This is a genomic window from Kosakonia sp. H02 (assembly GCA_030704225.1).
In the GTDB taxonomy this organism is placed as follows: Bacteria; Pseudomonadota; Gammaproteobacteria; order Enterobacterales; family Enterobacteriaceae; genus Kosakonia.
Window position 1 is genome coordinate 4,253,480 of record CP131915.1, and the last position, 23,976, is coordinate 4,277,455.

The following is a 23,976-nucleotide window of genomic DNA, read 5'->3' on the forward strand; positions in this document are numbered from 1 at the left end:
TCCCGCATAAACAGTAGGCGTAAACGCTTACACGGAACACAGAGACATCGTGACGAGCTGCGCCGGGTCAAAACCCACATCACTATTCTTATGCGCTCGTCTGGCTTGATGACACTAACGGTAAAGGATCCTCCCGATGAAGATGAAAACGTCCGTGCTGGCGTTGTTGACGGCAATGACGCTGGCCGGTTGCAGCGCGCACAGCACCACAAAAGCACAGCCGACGGCTGAAATGGCGAAACCTGCCGCAGCACAATTGCCTGCGAATGTACAAAAACGCGAGCTGGCAAGCGGGCTGTATGAAATGGCGCTCAGCCCGCAGGGCAATGCGCTGTATGTCTCCAGCGCAGAAGGCTTCAAAGATGTGCAGGGTGGGGTGGTTTACAAGCTGGATCCGGCGACGCTGAAAACCCTCGGCGCGACGCATACCGATCTGAAAAACTTCGGCATGGCTATCTCCCCGGATGGCAAAACCGTCTATGTCACCAATTCGCTTGATGGCGGCGTCAGCGCTATCGACACCAGCAACGGCAAAGTCCTCTCCCGTACCTTATTCCCGGAGCGCAACGACAAAGACCTGCCATATGGCGCGCGTGAAATCCTGCTGCACAACGGCACGCTCTATATCGGCGCGGTCGCCGATCCGGCGCTGGTGTGGGTAGTGGATGCCAAAACCCTGAAGGTGAAAGCGCGTATCAAAAACGCTGGCAAATGGGTCACTGGCCTGCACTGGTCTGAGCAAACCCAGCGCCTGTACGTAGCAAACGGCGGCGGTGAAATCCTCGTGGTCAACCCGCGCAATAACCGTATCGAACAGCGCTGGAAACCGCTCGGCGACAAACCGGCGTTGCTGCTGAACATTGCAGAAGATGACGCCACCGGCCGCTTGTTCGTGACCGACAATTCCAAAGCCAAAACCACGCTGGTGCTGGATATCCACAGCGGCAAGGTGCTGAAACAGCTTGATGTCGGCGATTCTCTGGCGGTGAAATTCAACCCGAAACGCCACGAAATCTACATCACGCAGCGTGAATCCGGCAAAGTGCTGAGCCTCGACGCCACAAGCTATGCGGTCAAGCAGAGCTGGGATCTCTCGCCGAACCCGAACAGCCTGCTGCTTTCTGCCGACGGTCAGACGCTGTATGTCACGGTGAAACAGGCGTTCAAGAAAGATCACTCCACCAACGGGCCGGACAGCGTTGTCCGTATCGGTCTGAATGAGTGAGTAACCCGGCCCGGCAACGGGCCGTTTTTCCACATACTTCGATAAATTGAGTCGATGATGAATAACAGCAAAATAAACCATGCTCCTTTGCGCAAGACCTTGCTTGCGCTCGCCATTGGCGCTGCCGCTCACTCTGCATACGCAGCGACAACGGATAACAACACCAGTAAAACCAAAGAAGAGACCATCGTTGTTCAGTCGACAGTGGGCAGCGATTTTAAACCCGGCGGCGATGCGCTGGTGCCGGCTTACCTTGACGGCCAGGTGGCATATGGCGGGCGTCTGGGCATGCTGGGCGAACAAAAAGCGATGGATGTGCCGTTTAACGTCATCGGCTACACCTCGAAGCTGGTGCAGGATCAGCAGGCGAAAACCATCGCCGATGTGGTGAGCAATGATGCCGGTGTCCAGGTGGGACAGGGTTACGGCAACATGGCGGAAACCTACCGTATTCGCGGTTTCGAGCTGGATGGCGACGATATGTTAATGGGCGGCCTGGCGGGAATTGTGCCGCGCCAGGTCGTCGATACCCAGATGCTCGACCGCATTGAAATCTTCAAAGGCGCGAACGCCCTGATGAATGGCGCGGCGTCATCCGGCGTCGGCGGGATGATTAACCTCGAGCCGAAACACGCTGAAGACACGCCGCTGACCCGCGTTGGCGTGGATTACTCCTCGCGTTCACAAGTGGGCGGTTCGCTGGACGTGGGTCGTCGCTATGGTGATAACAACCAGTTCGGCGTACGCGTGAACCTGCTGCATCGCGAAGGTGAAGCGACGGTGGAAGACGATAAGCGTCGTACGTCGGCGGCCTCGATTGGTCTTGATTATCGCGGCGATCGCTTACGTAGCTCGCTGGATCTCGGCTATCAGAAAAAGACCTTCCATGGCGGCTCGATGGGCTTGAATATCAGCGGCGTTGATTTTGTCCCGGATGTGCCGAGCAACAGCAAAAATTACAGCCAGAAATGGGCTTACAGCAATATCGAAAACGAATTTGGCCTGGCGCGTGCCGAGTATGATTTGACCGATATCTGGACTGCTTATGCAGCCTTCGGCGGCCAGCACTCTCATGAAGAAGGGGTTTATGGCGCGCCGAAACTGATCAACGAAGCCGGTGATGCGACCATTGGCCGCCTCGATACCAATCGTCTCAGTGACTCCTGGAGCGGCATGGCCGGGCTGCGCGGCAACTTTGATACCGGTTTTGTCTCGCACAAAGTGAACGTTGGTTACTCTGCCAGTATCAAGCAGGACAAAATCGCCTGGCGTATGTCCTCGAATAACCCTACGGTCAATATCTACAATAACTCTGCGGTACCGATACCGGATTACACCTACGTTGGTGGCAATTACACCGATCCGCTCACCACCGGGCGCAACCGTGCGCAGGGCTGGCTGCTGAGCGATACGCTGGGCGTGCTGGACGATACGCTGCTGTTTACGGCGGGTGCGCGTTACCAGAAAGTGTGGGTTCACAGTTACAGCAACGCCACCGGCGAGGAAGACAGGACCGCGCGCTTTATCGAAGATCGCTGGATGCCGACCTACGGCGTGGTCTACAAACCGTGGGAAGTGGTGTCGTTTTACGCCAACCATACCGAAGCGTTGCAACCGGGCAGCACTGCACCGGAAGGGGCGGCTAACCAGTATCAAACCACCGGTATCGCGCACTCGAAACAAAACGAAGTGGGCGTGAAAACGGACTTTGGCCGCATCGGCGGCACACTGTCGCTGTTTGAAATTAAAAAACCGTCGGCCATTCAGAACAGCAGTACCAACATTTACGAACTGAGCGGCGAGCAGCGTAACCGCGGTGTCGAGCTGAGCGTGTTCGGCGAACCGATGCTGGGCCTGCGCCTGAACGGCAGCGCGACCTGGATCGATGCGGAAATGACCAAAACCCAGGACGGCGTCAACCAGGGCAAAAAACCGATTGGTGTGGCGAGCTTCTACTCGGTGCTCGGCGCGGAGTATGACATCAAGCCGATTGAGGGTCTGACCGCCACGGCGAGGGTTAATCACACCGGTTCGCAGTACGCCAATGCCGCCAATACCAAAAAACTCGACAGCTACACGACGCTTGATTTGGGCGTGCGTTACCGCACCCACCTGAATGCCGATCAAAACGAGATGGTATGGCGCGTCGGTGTGGATAACGTCACCAACGAGAAATATTGGGCCAGCGTCGAAGACAACGGCACGTATATTTACCAGGGTGACGGGCGCGAGCTGAAAGTGTCGATGAGTTACGATTTTTAAGGTTTGTGTTGTTTGATTGCCAGATGGCATTCGCTGCCATCTGGCAATCAATTATTAACAACAATTGCACAGCAGATCGGTTACACTCCCGGTACACAAAATCCACATAACAGGAGGTTTATATGCTGGAAAAACTGCGTACCCGCGAGGGGAAAAAGTTTATCTGCGCGGTGGTTATCGTGTTTCTGATTGCCGTAAGCGTGGTCTCGAAAGTGACCTTCGAGGGCGTTGAGGATCAATACAACCTGCCGATGGAATCCTGGACTACATCCATGTTCATTATGCAGGGTGCCTGGGTCGCCATTTACAGCCTGATGTTTACCATCATTGGCTCGCTGCCCTTCGGTTTTTACTTCCTCGGCCCGAAAGACGACCGCGGTTAATTCCCTGTCAGCCCCGCTTGCCAGCCCCCGGCGGAGATGTTAAAAGGTGCCCCTTTACGAAATCGACAAAGGGGAAGGACGTGAAAAACGCGTCACAGGCCGCGGGTAGCACCACCGGGGTCGCATCGGAAGCAGGGCCGACATTACAACGGGGATTAAAAAACCGTCATATTCAGCTTATCGCCCTTGGCGGGGCGATTGGCACCGGGCTTTTTCTTGGCATTGGGCCTGCGATTCAAATGGCCGGACCGGCAGTCTTGCTGGGCTACGGCATCGCCGGAATTATCGCTTTTCTGATCATGCGCCAGCTTGGCGAAATGGTGGTCGAAGAGCCGGTTTCCGGTTCATTTTCCCATTTTGCGTATAAATACTGGGGCCCGTTCGCCGGTTTCCTCTCCGGCTGGAACTACTGGGCGATGTTCGTGCTGGTTGGCATGGCGGAACTGACCGCCGCCGGGATCTATATGCAGTACTGGTTCCCGGATGTCCCGACCTGGATTTGGGCCGCCGCGTTCTTCATCATTATTAACGCCGTCAACCTGGTCAACGTGCGCCTGTACGGCGAAACCGAGTTCTGGTTTGCGCTGATTAAAGTGCTGGCGATTATCGGCATGATTGGCTTCGGCCTGTGGATGCTGTTCACCGATCACGGCGGCGAACGCGCCAGCTTCGATAACCTCTGGCGCTACAACGGCTTTTTCGCCACCGGCTGGCACGGGCTGATCCTTTCGCTGGCGGTAATTATGTTCTCTTTCGGCGGCCTTGAACTGATTGGTATCACCGCCGCAGAAGCCAGTGAGCCGCATACCACCATCCCAAAAGCGGTAAACCAGGTCGTGTATCGCATTTTGCTGTTTTACATCGGTTCGCTGGTGGTGCTGTTAGCGCTCTATCCGTGGATTGATGTAAAAGCCAACAGCAGCCCGTTTGTTATGATTTTCCACGAACTGGACAGCAACCTGGTGGCTTCGGCGCTGAACTTCGTCATTCTGGTGGCCTCGCTGTCGGTCTATAACAGCGGCGTCTACTCTAACAGCCGCATGCTGTTTGGCCTGTCGGTGCAGGGCAATGCGCCCGCGTTTTTGACGCGCGTCAGCCGCCGCGGAGTGCCGGTCAACTCGTTAATTCTCTCGGGCGCAATCACCTCGCTGGTGGTGCTGGTGAATTATCTTCTGCCGCAGAAAGCCTTTGGTATGCTGATGGCGTTAGTGGTTGCGACCTTGCTGCTTAACTGGATCATGATTTCGCTCGCGCACCTGAAATTCCGCGCAGCGATGCGCCGTAAAGGGCGCGATCCGCAGTTTAAGGCGCTGATTTTCCCGGCGGGCAACTACCTGTGCATCGGCTTTATGATGTTCATTCTGGTATTGATGTACTCAATGGACGATATGCGTCTGTCGGCGCTGCTGTTACCGGTGTGGATTGTGTTCCTGTTTGTCGCCTTTAAGCTGCTGCGCCGCGCGCCGAAACGCGCGTAAAAGCACCATTATGCCAGCCCCTCGGGGCTGGCTCTGTTATCAGGCGTTCTGTGAGCAGCAGGGCGCTAACTGCTGGCGGGCGCAAATGGCCGCGGCGGCAAGCGCCAGCATCATCACCACTTCTGTTACCAGAAACCCACTGAGCGCCACGCTGTAGTTGCCTTGCGATCGCGCCACCAGATGCATAAAAAACCCGCCAAGCACTGCCGGGCCAAGGCCGAGCGTCGCCTGTTGCAATGTGCTGAGCAGCGCACTGCCAGCGCCTGCATCCTGGGGCGTGATATCGCGCATGCCGATGCGGTAGAAACTGTTGACGATCAGCGCCTGGCCGTAGCCAATTAACGCCGTTGATGGTGCCAGTGCCAGTGCGCCGATGCTGCGCCCGGAGAGTTGCAGCGTCACAATCAAAGCCAGCAAACCCGCCACCTGAATTGCCAGCCCGGCCAGCAAAATGGTGCGCATGTTGTAGCGGGCAATCAGTTTTGGCGCATACCACGCCGAGACAAAATAGGCGACGCCAAGGGCAATAAAACTGTTGCCGGACTGGTACGGCGTCATGCCCATTCCCGCCTGTAACGTGAGCGCCATGCAGAACATAAAGCCGGACCAGGCGCTGAAAAAGAGCAGGGCAATCAGCAAACCAAAGCGGATACTGTGCAGCCTGAGCAGGCGCGGCGGCAGCAATGGCATCAACCCGTTGCGCTGTTGCTTAAGGGCGCTGGAGCGCATCCATAATGCCAGCGGGAACAGCGCCAGCAACGCCGCTTTTGTTTCCCACGGCCAGTGCAAATCCGGGCCAAGCGCCAGCGGGAACAGCAGGCAGCAGAGGATCAGCGCCAGCGCCGTGGTGCCCTGCCAGTCAATACGCGTGCGCTTTTCGCTGCGGGTTTCCGGCACATAGCGGCGGCTCAGTACCAGCACCAGCAGACAAATGGGGACATTGATAAAAAAGGCGTTCCGCCAGCCTAAACCTGCGATATCTGCCGACACCAGCCAGCCTCCGCCCATCTGACCGATAATAAACGCCACGCCGCCAACGCCGCCGTACAGGCTGATGGCGCGCGCATGCGCCGTGCCTTTTAACGTGACATGTAAGGTGGCTAAGATTTGCGGCACAATCAGCGCCGCGCCCATGCCCTGCAAGGTTCGCGCGGCAAGCAGGGCGGAAATGGAGTTGGCCAGGCCGCAGAGCAGCGAGGCAAACCCAAACAGCACCACACCCCATAAGAACACGCGCCTGCGCCCGAAGTTATCGCCCAGCTTGCTGCCCATCGCCAGACAGACGGCAAACGCGACACCGTAGAGCGCGACAATCAACGCTAACTGGGTGGCAGAGGTGTGGAGCGACAGGGTGATGGAATCGAGTGCGACATTGGTGATTGAGGTGTCAATAAGCGGCAGCATCTGCCCGGTAAGCAGCAAAATCAGGCCCGCCCGGCCCGGAGAAACAGCAGACGTATTCATGGTAACTCCATTGCGTCATTCATCGGATGGACGTAGCATCGCCTAAGGGAAAAACGGGTACCAGTTCTTACGTATACTGGTACTGGCACTACCATGCTGGGGGTTTTATGACGTTGATGGTCGAAAAGCAGGCAGAACTGGTGATCCTGGATGAGAACCGCAAACAGCTTGGCGCCTTTTTGCGCGCGAGGCGGGAAAGCCTTGATCCACAGCGCTTAGGGTTGCCGCGCAGCGGGCGTCGGCGCACGCCGGGTTTGCGCCGCGAAGAAGTAGCGCTGCTGGCGGATGTTGGCGTGACCTGGTACACCTGGCTGGAGCAGGGAAGGGATGTGAACCCCTCTGCTAACGTGTTACAGGCGATTGCCAGCGCCTTGCAGTGCTCGCCGACCGAAACGCGTCACCTGTTTTTACTTGCCGGTTTGACACCCGCCGAGGCGTTAAATCTTCCGCAGTGTGAAGGGATCAGCGAAGGAACGCGCCGCCTGCTGGACAGCCTGCTGCCGCACCCGGCCAGTATCCAGAAGCCCAATTTCGATATTGTGGCGTGGAACGTAGCATTTGAACGCCTGATGGGTGTGAAATTTGGCGAAATCCCCGAAGAAGAGCGCAACTGCATCTATCTGTATCTGACGCATCCGCAATGGCGCAGCCGTCTTGGTTACGATGATTGCGTGCTGCATACGTTTGTGGCCTATTTCCGCGCGGCCATGGCCGAGCACCGGGGCGATGCGAAGTGGGAAGCGAAGCTGGCGCGGTTTTGTGCTGCATCAGCCGAATTTGAAGCCCTGTGGCATAAACACTATGACGTGCGCGGCGTGGAAAATAAGGTGAAATGCTTTACCCATCCGCAACTTGGTGAGTTTTCATTACAGCAGATGTACTGGTTTTCCGCGCCGCGCAACGGCTCGCGGCTGCTGGTCTATATGCCGGTGGATGCGCAGGGCGAGCAGGCGCTGAAGTGGCTTGCGGATAACGCTTAAGGGCGCAGGCGTTTTTGATCTTTGCGTGCCAGGCCGTCCACCACGCGATCCCAGGAGTGCTGGATAAGCGATACAAGCAGCGATTCATCAATCTCGTCGCCGGCAAAAACCGAAATCCAGTGCTTTTTATTCATGTGATACCCCGGCTCAATGCTGGGGTAAATTTGCTGGTCAAGCAGAGATTTTTGCGGCTCGGCTTTTAGCGTCACCATTGGCCTGCCGTGCGCGGTGGTCGTCATCATGAAAATCTTGCCGCACACTTTGAAAACGTCGTGCTCCGGGCCAAACGGCCAGCAATGTTCGGTAAAGGGTAGCGTCAGCGCAATGCGATGGGCGCTTTCTTGCAAGGTTTTACTGTCCATTATTTTCTTTACCAGCCAGCGCACGCCACATTGCTTCAAAACCCAGGCGCTTGATCTCTTTGGTGCGCGCGGGATCGCGACCGGCAAAGGTAATGGTGGTATCGGCCATCGACAGGAAGATAGCATCGCCAAAGGGCGAGAATTCATCGGAAAGAAAAATCGGCAGCACCGAGCGGTGGCACAGCTCATGCAGCTCGGGAAAAATATCGGTTACTCGCTGTTTGGTTTCTGCGGTCAGTTTTTCGCTGACGGCAATCTGGCGCACCGCGTGGTGGCCGTTGGGGTGGCGGATCCCCCAGTCAATGTAGCTGTCCCAAATAGAGTGAGTATGCTCTTTCGGATCGGTAGTCGAACGATCGAGATTCTCCAGCATGGTGCCGCAGAGATCGGTTTTCAAATGCAGATACAGGGCGTTCAGCAGATCGTCTTTGGTGGCGAAGTAACGAAACAGCGTCCCTTCCGCAACCCCCGCATTGCGGGCGATGACCGCGGTTGAGGCGGCGATCCCCGCCTGGGCGATGGCTTTGGTTGCCGCTTCCAGTAACGCCAGTTTTTTATCTTCACTCTTTGGACGAGCCACTACGTTGTTCCCCCTTTTACAAAAACCACGATTGAACCATGCCCTCTGAGGCGCTGCAACGTCGAATGTCAAAGATTGAAAATTCGTCTTGACGGTTTGACGCTGGTTTCTATAATGTGTGCTTACTCACTCATAATCAAGATCAATGAGTATCATCTCAACGGAAGGGATCGATTTAATCGGGTCAGGATATGAAACCTCTTATTATCAGCGTGGTTCTTGTTATGCTCGTTGTGTCTGCTGCAAGTTTACCCTTTGTTCTGAATGCTGGTTTCGGCCAGGCCCCGCAGGGCGAACAGCTCAGCGAAGTCGAAAAATCACCCAACTACCGTGACGGCAAGTTTCATAACGCATTACCCACGCCGGGCTTTACCGGCAAGAAAAATATGCTGGCGGCATGGTGGGAATTCCTGGTCACGAAACGTGAAAATGCCCGCCCGCAACAGCCGCTGCCGCAGATAGCAACCGACCTTGCCAGTTTGCCGCTCGGCGAGGATGCGCTGGTGTGGATGGGACACTCATCCTGGTATCTGCAACTGGCGGGCAAACGTATTCTTATCGATCCGGTGCTGAGTAACTACGCCGCGCCGTTCTCCTTTCTCAATAAAGCCTTTGCCGGAAATGATGTCTGGACGGCAGAAAGCATGCCGGAGATCGATCTGCTGATTATCTCCCACGATCATTACGACCACCTGGACTACGCCACCATCAGGGCGCTGATGCCGAAGGTAAAACAAGTGATTACGCCGCTTGGCGTGGGTTCACATTTGCGCTACTGGGGGATGGATCCGGCGATTGTTCACGAAGCGGACTGGCAGCAAAAAGTGCCGGTTAGCGAAAGCCTGGCGGTGCATGTGCTGCCCGCACGCCACTTTTCCGGGCGCGGTTTGAAACGTAACCAGACGCTGTGGGCGAGTTTTATGTTTGTCACCGGCCAGCGCAAGGTTTACTACAGCGGGGACAGCGGCTATGGCCCGCATTTCAGGGCTATCGGCGAGCAATTTGGCCCGGTCGATCTCGCCATTATGGAAAACGGACAGTACGACGAGGACTGGAAATACATTCATATGATGCCAGAGCAGACCGCGCTGGCGGCGCAGGAACTTAACGCACGCGCGGTGCTGCCGGGCCACGCGGGGCGTTTTGTGTTGGCAAAACACACCTGGGACGATCCGTACAAACGGCTGGCGGCAGCAAGCCGGGATAAAGATTTTCGCTTACTGACACCGAAACTGGGCGAACCGGTTTTTGCGGCTGACATTGCGCAAGAATTCAGCGCCTGGTGGGAATAAACCCGTTTAACAATCGAAGAGCAGAGGGAGATCGCAGTATGAATATTTCCGCTCAGGTTATCGACACCATCGTCGAGTGGATCGACGACAATCTCCATCAACCATTACGTATTGATGATATTGCAGCGCATGCGGGCTATTCCAAATGGCACCTGCAACGGCTTTTCTTGCAATACAAAGGTGAAAGCCTTGGCCGCTATATTCGCACGCGGAAGTTGTCGCTCGCCGCGCAGGATTTACGCACCACGAATCAGAAGGTTTACGATATCTGCCTGAAGTATGGCTTTGATTCGCAACAAACTTTCACTCGCATCTTTACCCGCACATTTAATCAGCCGCCGGGAGCCTATCGGCGAGAAAATTATCAACACACACATTGATAGATACAATGTGAGAAACCGGCGCAACGCCGGTTTTTTATGCTTTGGGCGTTTGCTGCGCAGTGATAAACGTAAAAAGCCCGTTAAGACCGACACGTAGCAGAAAAAGATCAAACTCTTTTAACTGTTCCGCCGTCATTAAATCCAGCGTCCGGTTGATTCTCTGCCTTGCGCCACTGTCGCTCAGATAGGGCGCAGCGGGATCTGCAAGCGACGTTAATGTGGCACGCTGACGCATGGCGGGCATTTTCATCACCACGCCTGTGACCTCTTTCGTCATCAGAATATTTCTGGCGCGACCGCCTTTAACGCCGGGCATACTCTCGGTTTTCCACTTCAATTTTTTGACCCAGCGGTTAATGGTCTGCCGGGTCACGCCGAGAAGCTCTGCTAACTCACCGGTGGTCATTTTTTCTGGTAATTTCATCATGTTATTTTTGGCCACGGATCCCCAGACGTTGCAACAGGCCGGATATGCCGTCGCGTAATAATAACGAGGAAAGCTCTCTTTGCTCAGCCTCTGTCATCTCTTTTGCCAACCTGACGAGCAGCGCCTCAAGCGAGGTGTCATTACTGGAAAAGGTGGGGGTAGAGATATCCTCTGTGCGCTGGGCGCTGCGGATAAAAGCACGAACCTGCTCATTCACATGAACCAGGCGGGCTTTTCCACCCTGTACGCCAGGCTTTGGTGACGTCACCCAACCCTCTTTGCGCACCCATTTATTGATAGTTTGCCGACTATATCCCGTAAGAGTGGCTAACTCTTCTGGCGTCATTCGTTCCTTGAGCATGTAATTTCCCGAATTGTTGTAAGGGTAATTAGTGGCGTATGTTATAGCACCAATTTACAGGAAAATGTGACACGTTTAACTCATGGCTGCGAGGATGTTCGCAAGCTGATTCAATTGCCTGCTTTTTCAGCGGTTGGCTAATGCCGGGCGATTTTGCCGTTGACACCTGGCAAGGGGTTTCATATTATGCCGCCCGTCAACACGACACGCTTTACGCAATGGGGCTATAGCTCAGCTGGGAGAGCGCTTGCATGGCATGCAAGAGGTCAGCGGTTCGATCCCGCTTAGCTCCACCAAATTCCGAACCCAACGGAGTTGGTGCGTAAAGTAAAATTGTGGGGCTATAGCTCAGCTGGGAGAGCGCTTGCATGGCATGCAAGAGGTCAGCGGTTCGATCCCGCTTAGCTCCACCAAATTCCGAACCCAACGGAGTTGGTGCGTAAAGTAAAATTGTGGGGCTATAGCTCAGCTGGGAGAGCGCTTGCATGGCATGCAAGAGGTCAGCGGTTCGATCCCGCTTAGCTCCACCAAATTCCGAACCCAACGGAGTTGGTGCGTAAAGTAAAATTGTGGGGCTATAGCTCAGCTGGGAGAGCGCTTGCATGGCATGCAAGAGGTCAGCGGTTCGATCCCGCTTAGCTCCACCAAATTCCAGACCCTCGCGTTTTACGCGGGGTTTTTTTGTTTATACGTCCTTTATTTTTTTCTGTCAGAACGTTTGAATTTTTCATTATGAAGCCGTTGCGAAGTAAGGGCTCAGTAATGACGGATGTTCTCCGTTCTGATAACTTGATTCACCTCGTGAATAAACCTATTATTCATAGTACTTATTATTGACCTTCCCTGATCCTGTAACTATTTGATGAAACACAATTACGTGAGGAAGTTTCTGCTTGCGTTAATACTGTGCGTGGTGGCTATTCCGGTTTCACGTTTTATTTCACCGCGAACTATTGTTGACGCCAGCAGTGTTTACCTCGCCTGGTTACCTTTAAGTGTAACGCTGGCAATTATTTTATTATTTGGCCGACATGGGATCCTGCCGGTTATCATTGGTTTTGCCCTGATAAACGAGAGTTTTTTACACCTTCCTTATGGCGAAGCGGCAGTGCTTCTATTCTGTCAGTTGTTCTCAGTGTTGCTGGTATGCGCCATTGTACGCTGGCAGCTTGGCACCCGCTGGCGGCACGGTATTCCTAATAAAAATATGGGGGTACGCATTTTTTGGATGGGGTTTATGGCGCCGATTGGCATAAAAACCTCTATGTACATCGCCGGTGCCTGGCTTAACTATCCCATGCATATATCGAATTTTTTTGGCGCCGGTTCGGTTATTTATTCCATCATTGATATTCAGAGTCTGATTTGTGCGGCGTTGATTTTTACCATGATTGTTTATTATCCCATGCGGATGATCCTCAACCCGCGTTTTGCCCGTGCATTCTGGCTTCGCAGTGTTATGCCCTGTTTAAGCAAGAAAAAGCGTTTATTTTCCCTGTGCTGGCTGGCGACATTAATTGCGACGGTTATTATTTTGTGCGCGCCGTATAAATCCGACTATATAGCCGGTTATCTGGTGCCGATAATTTTTATTATATTCACGTTTGGTATTAGCAGGTTAACCCCCTCATTTATTAACTTATGCTGGGGCGCGTCTGCCTTTATGTTATTGGCCTATAACAATAATTTCTTTCATGGTGTTCGCTCGGATTATTCGCTGGCGTTTGTTATGTCGGTGCTGATCTGTTTTACCATTTCCCTGCTGTATATGACGCGAGTCTTTAGCCGGAGTCTGTGGCTGAAAAGGCGCTGGCAGGCACAGGCAATGAGCGACCCGTTAACCGGCTTACCTAATCTACGGGCGCTGGAAAAACAGATCGGGCGGCAGTCCAACGGCATCGTGTGCTGTTTGCACATGAAAAATCTGGAATTCCTCAGCCGCCATTTCGGCATGATGATGCGCGTGCATGTCAAACGCAGCGTCACGCAGACGCTTCAGCCGCTATTGCACGATGGCGAGCGTTTTTTCCAGCTCCCCGGCAGCGAGCTCCTGTTGATACTCAACGGCCCGGAAACGCTGGCGCGCTTGCATCATATGCTGGATTACCTCAACAGCCGCCGCATTTACTGGAACAATACTGGCCTTGAAATTGAGTTTGGTGCTTCCTGGGGAGAACTGCATGGCAGTGGAGAAACGTTGCACCAAACGCTGGGGCAATTAAGCTGGCTTTCCGAGCAGGCAAGCGCTGAAAACCAGGTGCTGGCGCTGACTAACAGTTTGCAGGTGGTTAATGACCAGACCACGGAGCGCGTGTTACAGCTTAATAAAGTTAAACGGGCGCTGGATGAAGGCGGCATCATGCTGTATGCGCAGCCGATTGTCGATGCCAACGGGCAGGGCTATCACGAAGTATTGACGCGGCTGCTGAGCGAAGGGCAAATCATGACGCCGGATCTGTTTATCCCGGTGATCGCGCAGTTTAATCTGGGGGCGCGTTTCGATATGCAAGTGGTGGAAAGCTTGCTGCAATGGATGCAGGCGCATCCGCAACCTACTCTCTGTGCGCGCTTCTCGGTCAATTTAATGCCGCTGACCTTAATGCAAAAGTCGTTTGCCAACGAATTTCTGGCGCTTTTCGAGCGTTATTCAGTCGCTCCACAGGAAGTCATTATCGAGATAACGGAAGAGCAGGCCTTTTCGAATTCGGAAGTGAGCATTCTCAATATCACGCAATTGCGCCAGGCGGGCTTCAAAATTGCCATTGACGATTTCGGTACTGGCTATGCCAACTTTGAGCGTCTTAAACGCGTGCAGGCGGATATCATTAAAATTGATGGCTGCTTCGTGCGCGATATTCTGCATGATAAGCAGGACGCAATGATCGTGAAGGCGATTTGTGAACTGGCGAAGGCGAAGTCGCTCAGCGTGGTCGCCGAGTTTGTAGAAAACGAGGCGCAGCGCGAAATATTACTGAATGCGGGTGTGGATTATCTGCAAGGGTATTTATTGGGTAAGCCGCAGCCGTTAGGGGCATAAAAAAACCGGGGAAATCCCCGGTTTTAGATGTCAGCAGGGCGAATTAAATCACCAGTGCCGCAATGGCCGCAGACAGCACGCTCACCAGCGTGGAGCCGTAAACCAGTTTCAGACCAAAGCGGGAAACCACGTTGCCTTGCTCTTCGTTCAGGCCTTTGATCGCGCCCGCGATAATGCCGATAGAGGAGAAGTTGGCAAAGGAGACGAGGAAGACCGACAGGATGCCTTCCGAACGCGGTGAGAGGTTAGCCGCAACTTTTTGCAGATCCATCATCGCCACGAATTCGTTCGACACCAGTTTGGTTGCCATGATACTGGCGACTTGCAGCGCTTCGTGAGCCGGTACGCCCAGCACCCATGCAATCGGGTAGAAGAGGTAACCGAGAATGCCCTGGAAGGAGATGCCCAGTACGGCAGCGAACAGCGCGTTAAGGCCGGAAATCAGCGCGATAAAACCAATCAGCATCGCCGCAACGATAATCGCTACTTTGAAACCCGCCAGAATGTATTCACCCAGCATTTCAAAGAAACTCTGACCTTCGTGCAGTTTCGCCATTTGCAGGTTTTCTTCGCTTTCGTCCACGCGGTACGGGTTGAGCAGCGAGAGCACGATAAAGGTACTGAACATGTTCAGCACCAGCGCCGCGACCACATATTTCGGTTGCAGCATGGTCATATACGCGCCGACGATGGACATCGAAACCGTAGACATCGCCGTTGCGGCCATGGTGTACATGCGGTTCTGCGACATTTTGCCGAGGATATCTTTATAGGCAATAAAGTTTTCAGATTGGCCGAGGATCAGTGAACTGACGGCGTTAAAGGATTCCAGTTTGCCCATGCCGTTGACTTTTGACAGCACCGTACCGATAGCGCGGATAATAATCGGCAGTACGCGGATGTGTTGCAAAATACCAATCAGCGCGGAAATAAAGACAATCGGGCAGAGCACTTTCAGGAAGAAGAACGCCAGACCTTCGTCATTCATTTTACCGAATACGAAATTTGTCCCTTCGTTGGCAAAGCCGAGCAGCTTTTCAAACATCTCTGAGAAGCCTTTAACGAAACCCAGGCCAATATCAGAGTTAAGGAAGAACCAGGCCAGTAAAACTTCAATAACCAGCAATTGAATAACAAAGCGAATGCGGATCTTTTTGCGATCGCTGCTCACAAGCAAGGCAAGCAGCGCTACAACAGCAAGCGCCAGAACAAAGTGCAGAACGCGGGACATATTTGCTCCAAATATGAGACGGGTAGGAATTTCGTGCACATTCTATGCAACAAGACAAAAGAAAACGAGATCAAAAACACACTATATTAATGACCTGTGACCAGACGCAAAATTAGTGATCAAACATACATTTCCGCTATGTTAATAAAGTCCGTGAAAAGTTGCGTTACGCTGCTAGACTCTTAACATAACGCTGCGGCTAATGTTGTTGCCGCCGTCACCATCCTTGACTTTCAACCTTTCTATCGTTCCCGGCTATCAGAGAAATCAAGCAAACCCATTTAAGCGATCTTGATAATCATTCTCATTTTGGTAGCATGAAACATAGCAAAGGCTATATTTAGGGGCAAAAAATGAACAGTAGTCGCGTTGAGAGTAGTAACGGGCGAGCAGCGCGCAAATTACGGTTTGCATTAATGGGACCTGCGTTCATTGCGGCGATCGGCTATATCGATCCGGGTAACTTTGCCACCAATATTCAGGCGGGGGCCACTTTCGGCTACCAGCTATTGTGGGTTGTTGTCTGGGCTAACCTGATGGCGATGCTTATCCAACTGATGTCCGCCAAACTGGGCATTGCCACCGGGAAAAACCTTGCTGAGCAGATCCGCGATCACTATCCGCGCCCGCTGGTGTGGTTTTATTGGGTGCAGGCAGAAATTATTGCCATGGCGACGGATCTCGCGGAATTTATCGGCGCGGCCATTGGTTTCAAGCTGATCCTCGGCGTGTCGCTGCTGCAAGGTGCGGTGCTGACCGGGATCGCCACGTTCCTGATTTTAATGCTGCAACGGCGCGGGCAAAAACCGCTGGAAAAAGTGATCGGCGGCCTGCTGCTGTTTGTTGCGGCGGCGTATATCGTTGAGTTGATCTTTTCACAGCCGAAACTCGCTGCGCTGGCGAAAGGCGTGGTTATCCCGTCATTGCCGGGAACGGAGGCTGTTTTCCTTGCCGCTGGTGTGCTGGGTGCGACCATCATGCCGCACGTTATTTATCTTCACTCTTCCCTGACGCAGCATTTGCATCAGGGAACGCAGCGCGAGCGCTATTCGGCAACCAAATGGGATGTCGGGCTGGCAATGACCATTGCCGGGTTTGTTAACCTGGCGATGATGGCAACGGCGGCGGCGGCATTCCATTTTAATGGGCATACTGGCGTGGCCGATCTCGATCAGGCTTATTTAACGCTGGAACCGCTGTTAAGCCATGCAGCTGCGACCATTTTTGGCCTCAGCCTGGTGGCGGCGGGCCTCTCTTCAACCGTTGTCGGTACGCTTGCCGGACAAGTGGTGATGCAGGGTTTCGTGCGTTTTCATATCCCGCTGTGGGTGCGCCGCACCATCACCATGATGCCGTCGTTTATTGTTATCTGGCTGGGGCTGGATCCGACGCGCATTCTGGTGATGAGCCAGGTGCTGCTGAGCTTTGGTATTGCGCTGGCGCTGGTGCCGCTGCTGATTTTTACCAGTAAGCAAGATTTAATGGGCGAGTTGGTAAACAGTACTCTGGTAAGACGCACAGGGTGGGTGATTGTCGCGCTGGTGGTTGGGTTAAATAGCTGGCTGCTGGTAGGGACAATAGCGGAGTTGTAATTTCAGTGCCGTAAATAAAATGCCCGGTGGCGCTATATGCTTACCGGGCCTGCAACCTCTTCACGAAACCTGTTCCGGGCAAAAAAACTTAATGGTGATGCCCGTGACCGCGTCCTGGGCCGCGATGATCGTCGCGGTCGCGCCAGCCTTCACGGTAGCCGCGCGCATACGCATCACGTTTATCCCAGCCGCGATGCAGGCCGCGATCATGTCTGTGCCAGCGGTTGCCGCGCCATTCATAGTTACGGCCCCAGTAATCGCGGTCGCGCCAGTGTCCACCATCCCAGTAGTTACCATAGTTATCGCGATCGCCAATTTGTAATTTTACAGACGGCAACAGGGTGATTTCGCCAGCATTAGCGACCAGCGGCGCTGAAGCCATTAATACTGCTGCCAGAATCAGTGACCTGAACATACTCTTCTCCTTCACGATCGGGCCGGGACGGCCTGTGGCAGCAATACTACGGGGCGGTTAAGCCCCATATTAGTGGCGTAACTCCTAAAACACCGCTGGCAGCATTTTTTGCTAAAATAGTGTTATTTCGCGCCGCTCAGAAGAGCGTCTATCTCATCGCACTCCTGTGCGCTGAATTGCCGGTTAGCCAGCATTCCCACCGCATCGTCCAGTTGGCTGGTTTTACTTGCGCCAATCAGCACCGACGTCACTTTGTTATCGCGCAGCACCCAGGCCAGCGCCATTTGCGATAACTTCTGACCACGCCGCTGTGCCAGCGCATTCAGCGCCCGCACGGTGGCGAGCTTCTCTTCGGTAAGCTGATCCGGGTTGAGAAAGCGGCTGCCGCTCGCCGCGCGGGAATCTGCCGGAATGCCATGCAGATAGCGGTCGGTTAATTGCCCGCCTGCCAGCGGCGAAAACGCAATGCTGCCGACGCCTTTTTCCTGCAAAACGTCCAGCAACTCCGTTTCCACCCAACGTTCAAACAGGGAGTATTTGGGCTGATGGATAAGGCACGGCGTCCCAAGATCATTGAGGATGTCGATAGCTTCGCGCGCCTGCGCCGCCGGGTAGTTGGACAGCCCGACATACAGCGCTTTACCCTGGCGCACAATCTGATCCAGCGCGCGCATCGTCTCTTTCAGCGGTGTTTCGGGATCCGGGCGGTGATGATAGAAGATATCAACATACTCAATACCCATCCGGCGCAGGCTTTGATCGAGGCTGGCAATCAGATATTTACGCGATCCCCAGTCGCCATACGGCCCGTCCCACATGGTGTAACCGGCTTTACTGGAGATAATCAATTCATCCCGGTAAGGCCGAAAATCTTCCTGCAAAATGCGGCCAAAGTTGCTCTCAGCAGAGCCGGGCGGTGGCCCATAGTTATTGGCCAAATCAAAATGGGTGATGCCGAGATCGAAGGCGTGGCGCAGCAGTTGTCGGCTATTTTCCAGAAGCGTTGCATCGCCAAAGTTATGCCACAAACCGAGCGACACTGCCGGGAGCTTCAACCCGCTGTCACCACAGCGTTGATAAACCATTTTTTGATAGCGTGCAGGATCCGCCATATAAACCATGCAAAAACTCCTTTCTGAAGGGGGAACGCTAAAATGTTTAGACAAATTACCTGTCGTCTTAGGGCGTAATCTGTGACGAAGATCGATAATAGCGGGGCACTCATGTTATGGTCGTTGTCGTTACAGCGCCTTGAATTTACAGTGTGCCAAAGATTTATTCTGACTTTAGCGGAGCCGTAAAAGAATGACAAAATATGCTTTAGTGGGAGACGTGGGCGGCACAAACGCGCGCTTAGCGTTGTGTGATGTCGACAGCGGTGAGATCTCCCGCGCCAAAACGTACTCCGGCCTTGACTACCCCAGCCTTGAAGCGGTTGTACGTGTTTACCTCGAAGAACACAAAGTCGATGTGGAAGACGGATGCATCGCCATTGCTTGTCCCATCACCGGCGACTGGGTAGCAATGACCAACCATACCTGGGCCTTCTCCATTGCCGAAATGAAGGAAAATCTCGGCTTTGCGCATCTGGAAATTATTAACGATTTCACTGCCGTATCGATGGCGATCCCCATGCTCAAAGCTGAGCATCTGATCCAGTTTGGCGGCGGTACGCCCGTCGATGGTAAGCCGATTGCGGTCTATGGTGCAGGAACCGGCCTTGGGGTCGCGCATCTGGTGCACGTTGATAAGCGCTGGATAAGCCTGCCGGGCGAAGGTGGGCATGTGGATTTCGCGCCGAACAGCGAAGAAGAGGGGATTATTCTCGAAGAGCTACGTGCAGAAATCGGCCACGTTTCTGCTGAGCGCGTGCTCTCCGGGCCGGGGCTTATCAATCTGTACCGCGCAATTGTTAAATCAGACGGTCGCCTGCCGGAAAACCTGCAACCGAAAGACATCACCGAACGCGCCCTGGCGGATAGCTGCACCGATTGCCGCCGCGCGCTGTCGCTGTTCTGCGTCATTATGGGCCGTTTTGGCGGCAACCTGGCGCTGAATCTCGGCACTTTCGGCGGCGTCTATATTGCGGGTGGCATCGTGCCGCGCTTCCTCGATTTCTTCACCGCTTCCGGTTTTCGCAGCGCTTTTGAAGATAAAGGGCGTTTTAAAACCTACGTGCAGGATATTCCGGTTTATTTGATTGTGCACGATAACCCAGGCCTTCTCGGCTCCGGCGCGCATTTGCGCCAGACGCTGGGTTACTTCCTTTAAAGATTCATTAGCTGTCTGAATTCTTTAACTTTGCTGCGGCTGACGGGCACCTGAAAATCCAGGTCCCGCAGCCGCAAAATATAGGTGTTGTTAAACCACGGTTCGATCTCGCGGATCTTATCCAGATTGACGCAGTACGAGCGATGGCAGCGAAAGAAGTGCGCGGTTGGCAGCTTGCTACAAAACTCCGTGATGTTCATCGGCATCACATAGGATTCCCGCTTCGTGTAGACAAACGTCATCTTCTCATGTGCCTCTGCATAATAAATATCGTGAATACTGGTGACGATAATGCGCTCATCTTTGACCAGATTGATGGTCGCATTCTCCCGTGACTGTGGGTTATTGGCCGTGCCGGTTTGCTGCTGCCAGGCGGTTTCAAGCTTTTGCAGCATATTGATGATGCGCGACTCCTGATACGGTTTCAGGATGTAGTCAAACGCTTCCAGTTCGAAGGCTTCAACCGCGTGCTCTTTCCAGGCGGTAATAAACACGATAAAGGGTTTGTGCGCAAACTGGCTGATGTTTTGCGCCAGCAGGACGCCATCCAGCGACGGAATGTTAATGTCGAGAAAAATGACGTCCACTTTGTTGTGCTGTAAGTACTTCAGCACGTCGAGGCCGTCATCAAACGTGCCGACAATCTCCATCTGGCTGTGTTCTTTGATGAGCCAGCTCAACTCCTGTTGCGCCAGGATCTCATCTTCAACAATGATCGCTTTCATCGGTCTCTCCTGTTAAGGCAACAATGTCGCATGCGACGGCTGGCGGGGAACGTAAAACGCGATCTCTGTTCCTGGCGTAAGGCGGCGAATATGCAGCCCTTCGCCGTAGAGCAATTTCACCCGTTGGTGAACATTCAGCAGGCCAATCTTATTGCCCGGCATTTCGTCTGCTTCGACACGGGCGATCATTTCAGGCGCTATGCCGTTACCGGTGTCGCGCACGGCGATGCGCACGCGGTTGCCGCACTCCTCAACGCTGATGGTGACCACGCCTTTGCCTTTGCACGGCTGAATACCATGCACAATGGCATTTTCGACCAGCGGCTGGATAAGGAGGCTTGGGATCACGCAACTGACTTCTTCATCAATGTCATAAATCACCGTCAACCTATCGCCAAACCGCGCCTGCTCAATGGCGATATAGTCCTTGATTTGGTACAGCTCTTTTTTAATGTCGATCTGCTCATCGTCTTTTAATTCAATGTTGTAACGCAGGTAGCGCGACAAATTGAAAATCAGTTGCCGCGCGGTATCCGGGTTCAGGCGAATAGATGATGAGATAGCATTCAGGGCATTGAACAGGAAATGGGGATTGATTTTGCTTTGCAGCGCGCGCAGTTCGGCTTTATTGGCCATTTCCCGCAACTGCTCAGCGCGGGAAACTTCCAGTTGCGTCGAAATAATCTGCGATAAGCCAACCGCCATCTCCTGTAACGAAGAGGTGATTTTATGCGCGTGGCAGTAGTAGATTTTTAGCGTGCCGGTCACAATGCTCTGCTCGCGCAGCGGGATCACCAGCATCGAGTGGATTTCCGGCGTGCGGTGCGCTTCATCATTGTTTTTAATAATGATCTCGCCAGTGTTGATCGCCTGGCGCGTGGTGGGGCTAATAATATCATCGCTGTCGAGATAGTTATTTTCGCCGACGCCCACGTACGCCAGCACATGGTCGACATTGGTAATTGCCACCGCATCGGCATCAATATCCCGGCGAATGATGTCGCATACCTGGCGCAGGGACTCGCTGTTTACGTTACGAAAAAGCGGCAGGGTTTTATTGGCAATATTCAGCGCCAGTTTGGCCTGGCGACCCGCAATGGCCTCTTTTTCCCCTTCCACGCTTTGCACCAGCAGCACGATAAAACCGATACACACGGTGCCGAGGATCATCGGTGCGCCGATTTTCGACACAATATCCAGCCCCAGCGCGGTAGTTGGTGCCCATACCACTACCAGCAGCATGGTCAGACTTTCGCAAATCATCCCGCCGATAATGCCCGCGCGCCAGTGCTGCGCTTTAGGAACTTTTCGATTAATCACGCCGGACATTACCCCGGCAATAATGCTGGTGATAAAACAGGGAATCGCCGTCACACCGCCAATATCGATCAAATAACGGTGCGTGCCGGCAATAATCCCCGTGATAATGCCGACCCATGGGCCGAACAAGATACCGCCGGACATCACCGCAATAATCCGCACATTGACCAGCGAGCCTTCAACCGGCACGCCGGACCAGGTGCTGAACAGCGCAAACAGGGAAAAGATGGCCGTTACGCCCAGTAACTCTTTGGTTGAATGGGCCGTTTTATGCAGCAGCTCGCGAAACAGGCGGATGCGAATCAAAAAAAACAGACAAATCAGCATCAACGCCGCGCGGTCGAAAACCGCCAGCAGCATATCGAATATTTCGTGCACGAAGGACTCATGTGATAGACATCAAAAAGCTATGATAAAAAACCCGGACGCATATGACCAGACATCGTATTGATTAGATGAATGAGGAAAAACCACTTTTCCAAAAGGGGATTGAAAAGCGCCGAAAGAACTGCTGCACGCTCCGGCAATTCACGCTTTTGTAACGTAATTTTATTTTTATCATATTGTTAAATTAAAGGGTGAATTTAGCCGTTAAGGTAAACTTCATTGTTCCCTTTTTAAAATTACACTTCCTCTTTTAGGCCAGTGCATTATTTTTCCTTTTCCCTCTCGACAGCAGGAAATTTTTCGGGCTATGTTCTAAACACGCTGCACAAGCAGCGACGTCGCTCGGACGGTCCGGGCGCTAACGTTACTCCGAGGAATCTATGGCTGACTTCAGTCCTGAACGTCGTTTTACGCGTATCGATCGTCTTCCCCCTTACGTTTTTAATATCACCGCCGAACTGAAAATGGCTGCGCGACGTCGCGGCGAAGACATTATCGATTTCAGTATGGGCAACCCCGATGGCGCGACTCCGCCGCATATTGTCGAAAAACTCTGCACCGTGGCGCAACGCCCCGATACGCACGGCTATTCGACTTCGCGTGGCATTCCGCGTCTGCGCCGGGCTATTTCCCGTTGGTATCAGGACCGCTATCAGGTGGATATCGACCCGGAAACCGAAGCCATTGTCACCATTGGCTCGAAAGAGGGGCTGGCGCATCTGATGCTGGCGACGCTGGATCATGGCGATACCGTACTGGTGCCGAACCCGAGCTACCCGATCCATATTTATGGCGCAGTGATCGCCGGAGCGCAGGTGCGATCCGTGCCGCTGGTGGAAGGCGTGGATTTCTTCAATGAGCTGGAGCGCGCGATCCGCGAAAGTTATCCGAAGCCAAAAATGATGATTCTCGGCTTCCCGTCGAACCCGACTGCACAATGCGTGGAACTGGAGTTCTTCGAGAAAGTGGTGGCGCTGGCGAAGCGCTACGATGTGCTGGTGGTGCACGATCTGGCTTACGCCGACATCGTTTACGACGGCTGGAAAGCACCGTCGATTATGCAGGTGCCGGGCGCGCGCGATGTTGCCGTCGAGTTCTTTACTCTGTCAAAAAGTTACAACATGGCGGGCTGGCGTATTGGTTTTATGGTCGGCAACCGGACGCTGGTCAATGCGCTGGCGCGTATCAAAAGCTACCACGATTACGGCACGTTCACCCCGTTGCAGGTGGCGGCCATTGCCGCGCTGGAAGGGGATCAGCAGTGCGTGCGCGATATCGCCGCGCAGTACAAACGCCGCCGCGATGTGCTGGTAAAAGGGCTGCACGAAGCGGGCTGGATGGTCGAAATGCCGAAAGCGTCGATGTACGTATGGGCAAAAATCCCGGAGCCTTACGCCGCAATGGGGTCGCTGGAGTTTGCCAAAAAGTTACTGAAGGAAGCTAAAGTCTGTGTTTCGCCCGGTATCGGTTTTGGTGATTATGGCGATACGCATGTGCGTTTTGCGCTGATTGAAAACCGCGATCGCATTCGCCAGGCGGTACGGGGCATTAAGAGTATGTTCCGTGCCGACGGTTTATTACCTGTCGTGCAGAAGAGCGCTGCGGAAAATATCGAATAATAAAAAAGGAGCCGAAAGGCTAATGCCGGTCACTTAAGGTGACCGGCATTGTTTTTTAAGGCTTTCCTCTTTCAGAGTCAACCCTGAATTTCAGGATTTTTTCTCTTCAACCGACCCGGCTGCTTGTGTGAAGTGATTCACATCTGCCGTGTCGATGGAGGCGCATTATAGGGAGTTCTCCG

21 protein-coding genes and 4 tRNA genes are annotated in these 23,976 nt (G+C 53.6%); 15 read left to right on the forward strand and 10 right to left on the reverse strand.

Annotated elements, in window-relative coordinates:
- Nucleotides 1-136: 136 nt before the first annotated feature.
- The 4 genes from Q5705_19955 (at nt 137) to pheP (ending at nt 5,348) form a co-directional block, all read left to right on the forward strand.
- Nucleotides 137-1,225 carry a YncE family protein gene (locus tag Q5705_19955; GenBank protein WLI76812.1) on the forward strand — a complete coding sequence of 363 codons (1,089 nt, stop codon included), beginning with the start codon at nt 137-139 and terminating at the stop codon, nt 1,223-1,225.
- 57 nt (nt 1,226-1,282) lie between these two features.
- Complete coding sequence (locus Q5705_19960; GenBank protein ID WLI76813.1) at nt 1,283-3,487, forward strand: TonB-dependent siderophore receptor; 2,205 nt, start codon at nt 1,283-1,285, stop codon at nt 3,485-3,487.
- Between the two features lie 122 nt (nt 3,488-3,609).
- Nucleotides 3,610-3,870: a DUF2534 family protein gene (locus tag Q5705_19965; protein WLI76814.1), complete on the forward strand. Its 261-nt coding sequence runs from the start codon at nt 3,610-3,612 to the stop codon at nt 3,868-3,870.
- Nucleotides 3,871-3,950: 80 nt separating this feature from the next.
- The gene (pheP, locus tag Q5705_19970; GenBank protein ID WLI76815.1) at nt 3,951-5,348 is read left to right on the forward strand and encodes a phenylalanine transporter; all 1,398 of its coding nucleotides are present in this window, start codon (nt 3,951-3,953) and stop codon (nt 5,346-5,348) included.
- 39 nt (nt 5,349-5,387) lie between these two features.
- Here pheP and Q5705_19975 read toward each other — a convergent pair whose 3' ends face one another.
- Entirely contained in the window at nt 5,388-6,812 is a 1,425-nt protein-coding gene (locus Q5705_19975) for an MFS transporter (protein WLI76816.1), read from the reverse strand.
- 107 nt (nt 6,813-6,919) lie between these two features.
- Here Q5705_19975 and Q5705_19980 point away from each other — a divergent pair, with 107 nt between their 5' ends.
- Entirely contained in the window at nt 6,920-7,792 is an 873-nt protein-coding gene (locus Q5705_19980) for a helix-turn-helix transcriptional regulator (GenBank protein ID WLI76817.1), read from the forward strand.
- Here the strand turns inward: Q5705_19980 and Q5705_19985 are convergent.
- Both Q5705_19985 and Q5705_19990 read right to left on the reverse strand, forming a co-directional pair.
- Nucleotides 7,789-8,154 (reverse strand): MmcQ/YjbR family DNA-binding protein, encoded by a 366-nt coding sequence (locus Q5705_19985; protein ID WLI76818.1) that lies wholly within the window; start codon nt 8,152-8,154, stop codon nt 7,789-7,791. The two genes, Q5705_19980 and Q5705_19985, sit on opposite strands and share 4 nt — an antisense overlap.
- Nucleotides 8,144-8,734, reverse strand: a complete 591-nt coding sequence (locus tag Q5705_19990) for a TetR/AcrR family transcriptional regulator (GenBank protein WLI76819.1) — start codon at nt 8,732-8,734, stop codon at nt 8,144-8,146. The genes Q5705_19985 and Q5705_19990 overlap by 11 nt, the downstream gene beginning before the upstream one ends.
- Before the next feature lie 191 nt (nt 8,735-8,925).
- Between Q5705_19990 and Q5705_19995 the strand changes: the two genes are divergently transcribed.
- Together Q5705_19995 and Q5705_20000 are read left to right on the forward strand one after the other, a co-directional pair.
- Nucleotides 8,926-10,026 carry an MBL fold metallo-hydrolase gene (locus Q5705_19995; GenBank protein WLI76820.1) on the forward strand — a complete coding sequence of 367 codons (1,101 nt, stop codon included), beginning with the start codon at nt 8,926-8,928 and terminating at the stop codon, nt 10,024-10,026.
- Between the two features lie 38 nt (nt 10,027-10,064).
- Nucleotides 10,065-10,406, forward strand: a complete 342-nt coding sequence (locus Q5705_20000) for a RamA family antibiotic efflux transcriptional regulator (GenBank protein WLI76821.1) — start codon at nt 10,065-10,067, stop codon at nt 10,404-10,406.
- A 37-nt stretch (nt 10,407-10,443) separates the two neighbouring features.
- Here Q5705_20000 and Q5705_20005 read toward each other — a convergent pair whose 3' ends face one another.
- Together Q5705_20005 and Q5705_20010 are read right to left on the reverse strand one after the other, a co-directional pair.
- The gene (locus tag Q5705_20005) at nt 10,444-10,836 is read right to left on the reverse strand and encodes a putative DNA-binding transcriptional regulator (protein WLI76822.1); all 393 of its coding nucleotides are present in this window, start codon (nt 10,834-10,836) and stop codon (nt 10,444-10,446) included.
- Nucleotide 10,837: 1 nt separating this feature from the next.
- Nucleotides 10,838-11,197: a putative DNA-binding transcriptional regulator gene (locus Q5705_20010; GenBank protein ID WLI76823.1), complete on the reverse strand. Its 360-nt coding sequence runs from the start codon at nt 11,195-11,197 to the stop codon at nt 10,838-10,840.
- A gap of 220 nt (nt 11,198-11,417) precedes the next feature.
- Between Q5705_20010 and Q5705_20015 the strand changes: the two genes are divergently transcribed.
- The 5 genes from Q5705_20015 to Q5705_20035 all read left to right on the forward strand — a co-directional run bounded on the left by Q5705_20015 (nt 11,418) and on the right by Q5705_20035 (nt 14,234).
- A tRNA-Ala gene (locus Q5705_20015) sits at nt 11,418-11,493 on the forward strand.
- Between the two features lie 41 nt (nt 11,494-11,534).
- Nucleotides 11,535-11,610 (forward strand) — tRNA-Ala (locus tag Q5705_20020).
- A 41-nt stretch (nt 11,611-11,651) separates the two neighbouring features.
- A tRNA-Ala gene (locus Q5705_20025) sits at nt 11,652-11,727 on the forward strand.
- Between the two features lie 41 nt (nt 11,728-11,768).
- Nucleotides 11,769-11,844: transfer RNA gene (locus Q5705_20030), tRNA-Ala, on the forward strand.
- A gap of 215 nt (nt 11,845-12,059) precedes the next feature.
- A complete protein-coding gene (locus tag Q5705_20035; protein ID WLI76824.1) occupies nt 12,060-14,234 on the forward strand; it encodes an EAL domain-containing protein in 2,175 nt (724 codons plus the stop codon).
- Nucleotides 14,235-14,277: 43 nt separating this feature from the next.
- On the opposite strand, the gene Q5705_20040 is transcribed toward Q5705_20035, so the two are convergent.
- Nucleotides 14,278-15,465, reverse strand: coding sequence for a NupC/NupG family nucleoside CNT transporter (locus tag Q5705_20040; protein WLI76825.1), 1,188 nt, complete (start codon nt 15,463-15,465; stop codon nt 14,278-14,280).
- Nucleotides 15,466-15,818: 353 nt separating this feature from the next.
- Between Q5705_20040 and Q5705_20045 the strand changes: the two genes are divergently transcribed.
- The gene (locus Q5705_20045) at nt 15,819-17,057 is read left to right on the forward strand and encodes an Nramp family divalent metal transporter (protein ID WLI76826.1); all 1,239 of its coding nucleotides are present in this window, start codon (nt 15,819-15,821) and stop codon (nt 17,055-17,057) included.
- An 88-nt stretch (nt 17,058-17,145) separates the two neighbouring features.
- On the opposite strand, the gene ypeC is transcribed toward Q5705_20045, so the two are convergent.
- Complete coding sequence (gene ypeC / locus Q5705_20050) at nt 17,146-17,472, reverse strand: DUF2502 domain-containing protein YpeC (GenBank protein WLI76827.1); 327 nt, start codon at nt 17,470-17,472, stop codon at nt 17,146-17,148.
- A 122-nt stretch (nt 17,473-17,594) separates the two neighbouring features.
- Nucleotides 17,595-18,593 (reverse strand): L-glyceraldehyde 3-phosphate reductase, encoded by a 999-nt coding sequence (gene mgrA, locus Q5705_20055; protein WLI76828.1) that lies wholly within the window; start codon nt 18,591-18,593, stop codon nt 17,595-17,597.
- A gap of 184 nt (nt 18,594-18,777) precedes the next feature.
- Between mgrA and glk the strand changes: the two genes are divergently transcribed.
- On the forward strand, nt 18,778-19,743 hold the full coding sequence (gene glk, locus Q5705_20060) for a glucokinase (GenBank protein ID WLI76829.1): 966 nt from the start codon (nt 18,778-18,780) through the stop codon (nt 19,741-19,743).
- On the opposite strand, the gene Q5705_20065 is transcribed toward glk, so the two are convergent.
- Nucleotides 19,740-20,468: a LytTR family DNA-binding domain-containing protein gene (locus Q5705_20065; GenBank protein WLI76830.1), complete on the reverse strand. Its 729-nt coding sequence runs from the start codon at nt 20,466-20,468 to the stop codon at nt 19,740-19,742. The genes glk and Q5705_20065 overlap by 4 nt on opposite strands.
- 12 nt (nt 20,469-20,480) lie before the next feature.
- Nucleotides 20,481-22,166 carry a sensor histidine kinase gene (locus tag Q5705_20070; GenBank protein ID WLI76831.1) on the reverse strand — a complete coding sequence of 562 codons (1,686 nt, stop codon included), beginning with the start codon at nt 22,164-22,166 and terminating at the stop codon, nt 20,481-20,483.
- A gap of 389 nt (nt 22,167-22,555) precedes the next feature.
- Here Q5705_20070 and alaC point away from each other — a divergent pair, with 389 nt between their 5' ends.
- Nucleotides 22,556-23,794 (forward strand): alanine transaminase, encoded by a 1,239-nt coding sequence (gene alaC, locus Q5705_20075; GenBank protein ID WLI76832.1) that lies wholly within the window; start codon nt 22,556-22,558, stop codon nt 23,792-23,794.
- Nucleotides 23,795-23,976 lie beyond the last annotated feature (182 nt).

Bases quoted from the DNA above. Each gene is read 5' to 3' on its own strand.
- Q5705_19955 (WLI76812.1), top strand. From the start codon at position 137: ATGAAGATGAAAACGTCCGTGCTGGCGTTGTTGACGGCAATGACGCTG.
- Q5705_19960 (WLI76813.1), top strand. From the start codon at position 1,283: ATGAATAACAGCAAAATAAACCATGCTCCTTTGCGCAAGACCTTGCTT.
- Q5705_19965 (WLI76814.1), top strand. From the start codon at position 3,610: ATGCTGGAAAAACTGCGTACCCGCGAGGGGAAAAAGTTTATCTGCGCG.
- Q5705_19975 (WLI76816.1), bottom strand. From the start codon at position 6,812: ATGAATACGTCTGCTGTTTCTCCGGGCCGGGCGGGCCTGATTTTGCTG.
- Q5705_19980 (WLI76817.1), top strand. From the start codon at position 6,920: ATGACGTTGATGGTCGAAAAGCAGGCAGAACTGGTGATCCTGGATGAG.
- Q5705_19985 (WLI76818.1), bottom strand. From the start codon at position 8,154: ATGGACAGTAAAACCTTGCAAGAAAGCGCCCATCGCATTGCGCTGACG.
- Q5705_19995 (WLI76820.1), top strand. From the start codon at position 8,926: ATGAAACCTCTTATTATCAGCGTGGTTCTTGTTATGCTCGTTGTGTCT.
- Q5705_20000 (WLI76821.1), top strand. From the start codon at position 10,065: ATGAATATTTCCGCTCAGGTTATCGACACCATCGTCGAGTGGATCGAC.
- Q5705_20005 (WLI76822.1), bottom strand. From the start codon at position 10,836: ATGATGAAATTACCAGAAAAAATGACCACCGGTGAGTTAGCAGAGCTT.
- Q5705_20010 (WLI76823.1), bottom strand. From the start codon at position 11,197: ATGCTCAAGGAACGAATGACGCCAGAAGAGTTAGCCACTCTTACGGGA.
- Q5705_20035 (WLI76824.1), top strand. From the start codon at position 12,060: ATGAAACACAATTACGTGAGGAAGTTTCTGCTTGCGTTAATACTGTGC.
- Q5705_20040 (WLI76825.1), bottom strand. From the start codon at position 15,465: ATGTCCCGCGTTCTGCACTTTGTTCTGGCGCTTGCTGTTGTAGCGCTG.
- Q5705_20045 (WLI76826.1), top strand. From the start codon at position 15,819: ATGAACAGTAGTCGCGTTGAGAGTAGTAACGGGCGAGCAGCGCGCAAA.
- ypeC (WLI76827.1), bottom strand. From the start codon at position 17,472: ATGTTCAGGTCACTGATTCTGGCAGCAGTATTAATGGCTTCAGCGCCG.
- mgrA (WLI76828.1), bottom strand. From the start codon at position 18,593: ATGGTTTATATGGCGGATCCTGCACGCTATCAAAAAATGGTTTATCAA.
- glk (WLI76829.1), top strand. From the start codon at position 18,778: ATGACAAAATATGCTTTAGTGGGAGACGTGGGCGGCACAAACGCGCGC.
- Q5705_20065 (WLI76830.1), bottom strand. From the start codon at position 20,468: ATGAAAGCGATCATTGTTGAAGATGAGATCCTGGCGCAACAGGAGTTG.
- alaC (WLI76832.1), top strand. From the start codon at position 22,556: ATGGCTGACTTCAGTCCTGAACGTCGTTTTACGCGTATCGATCGTCTT.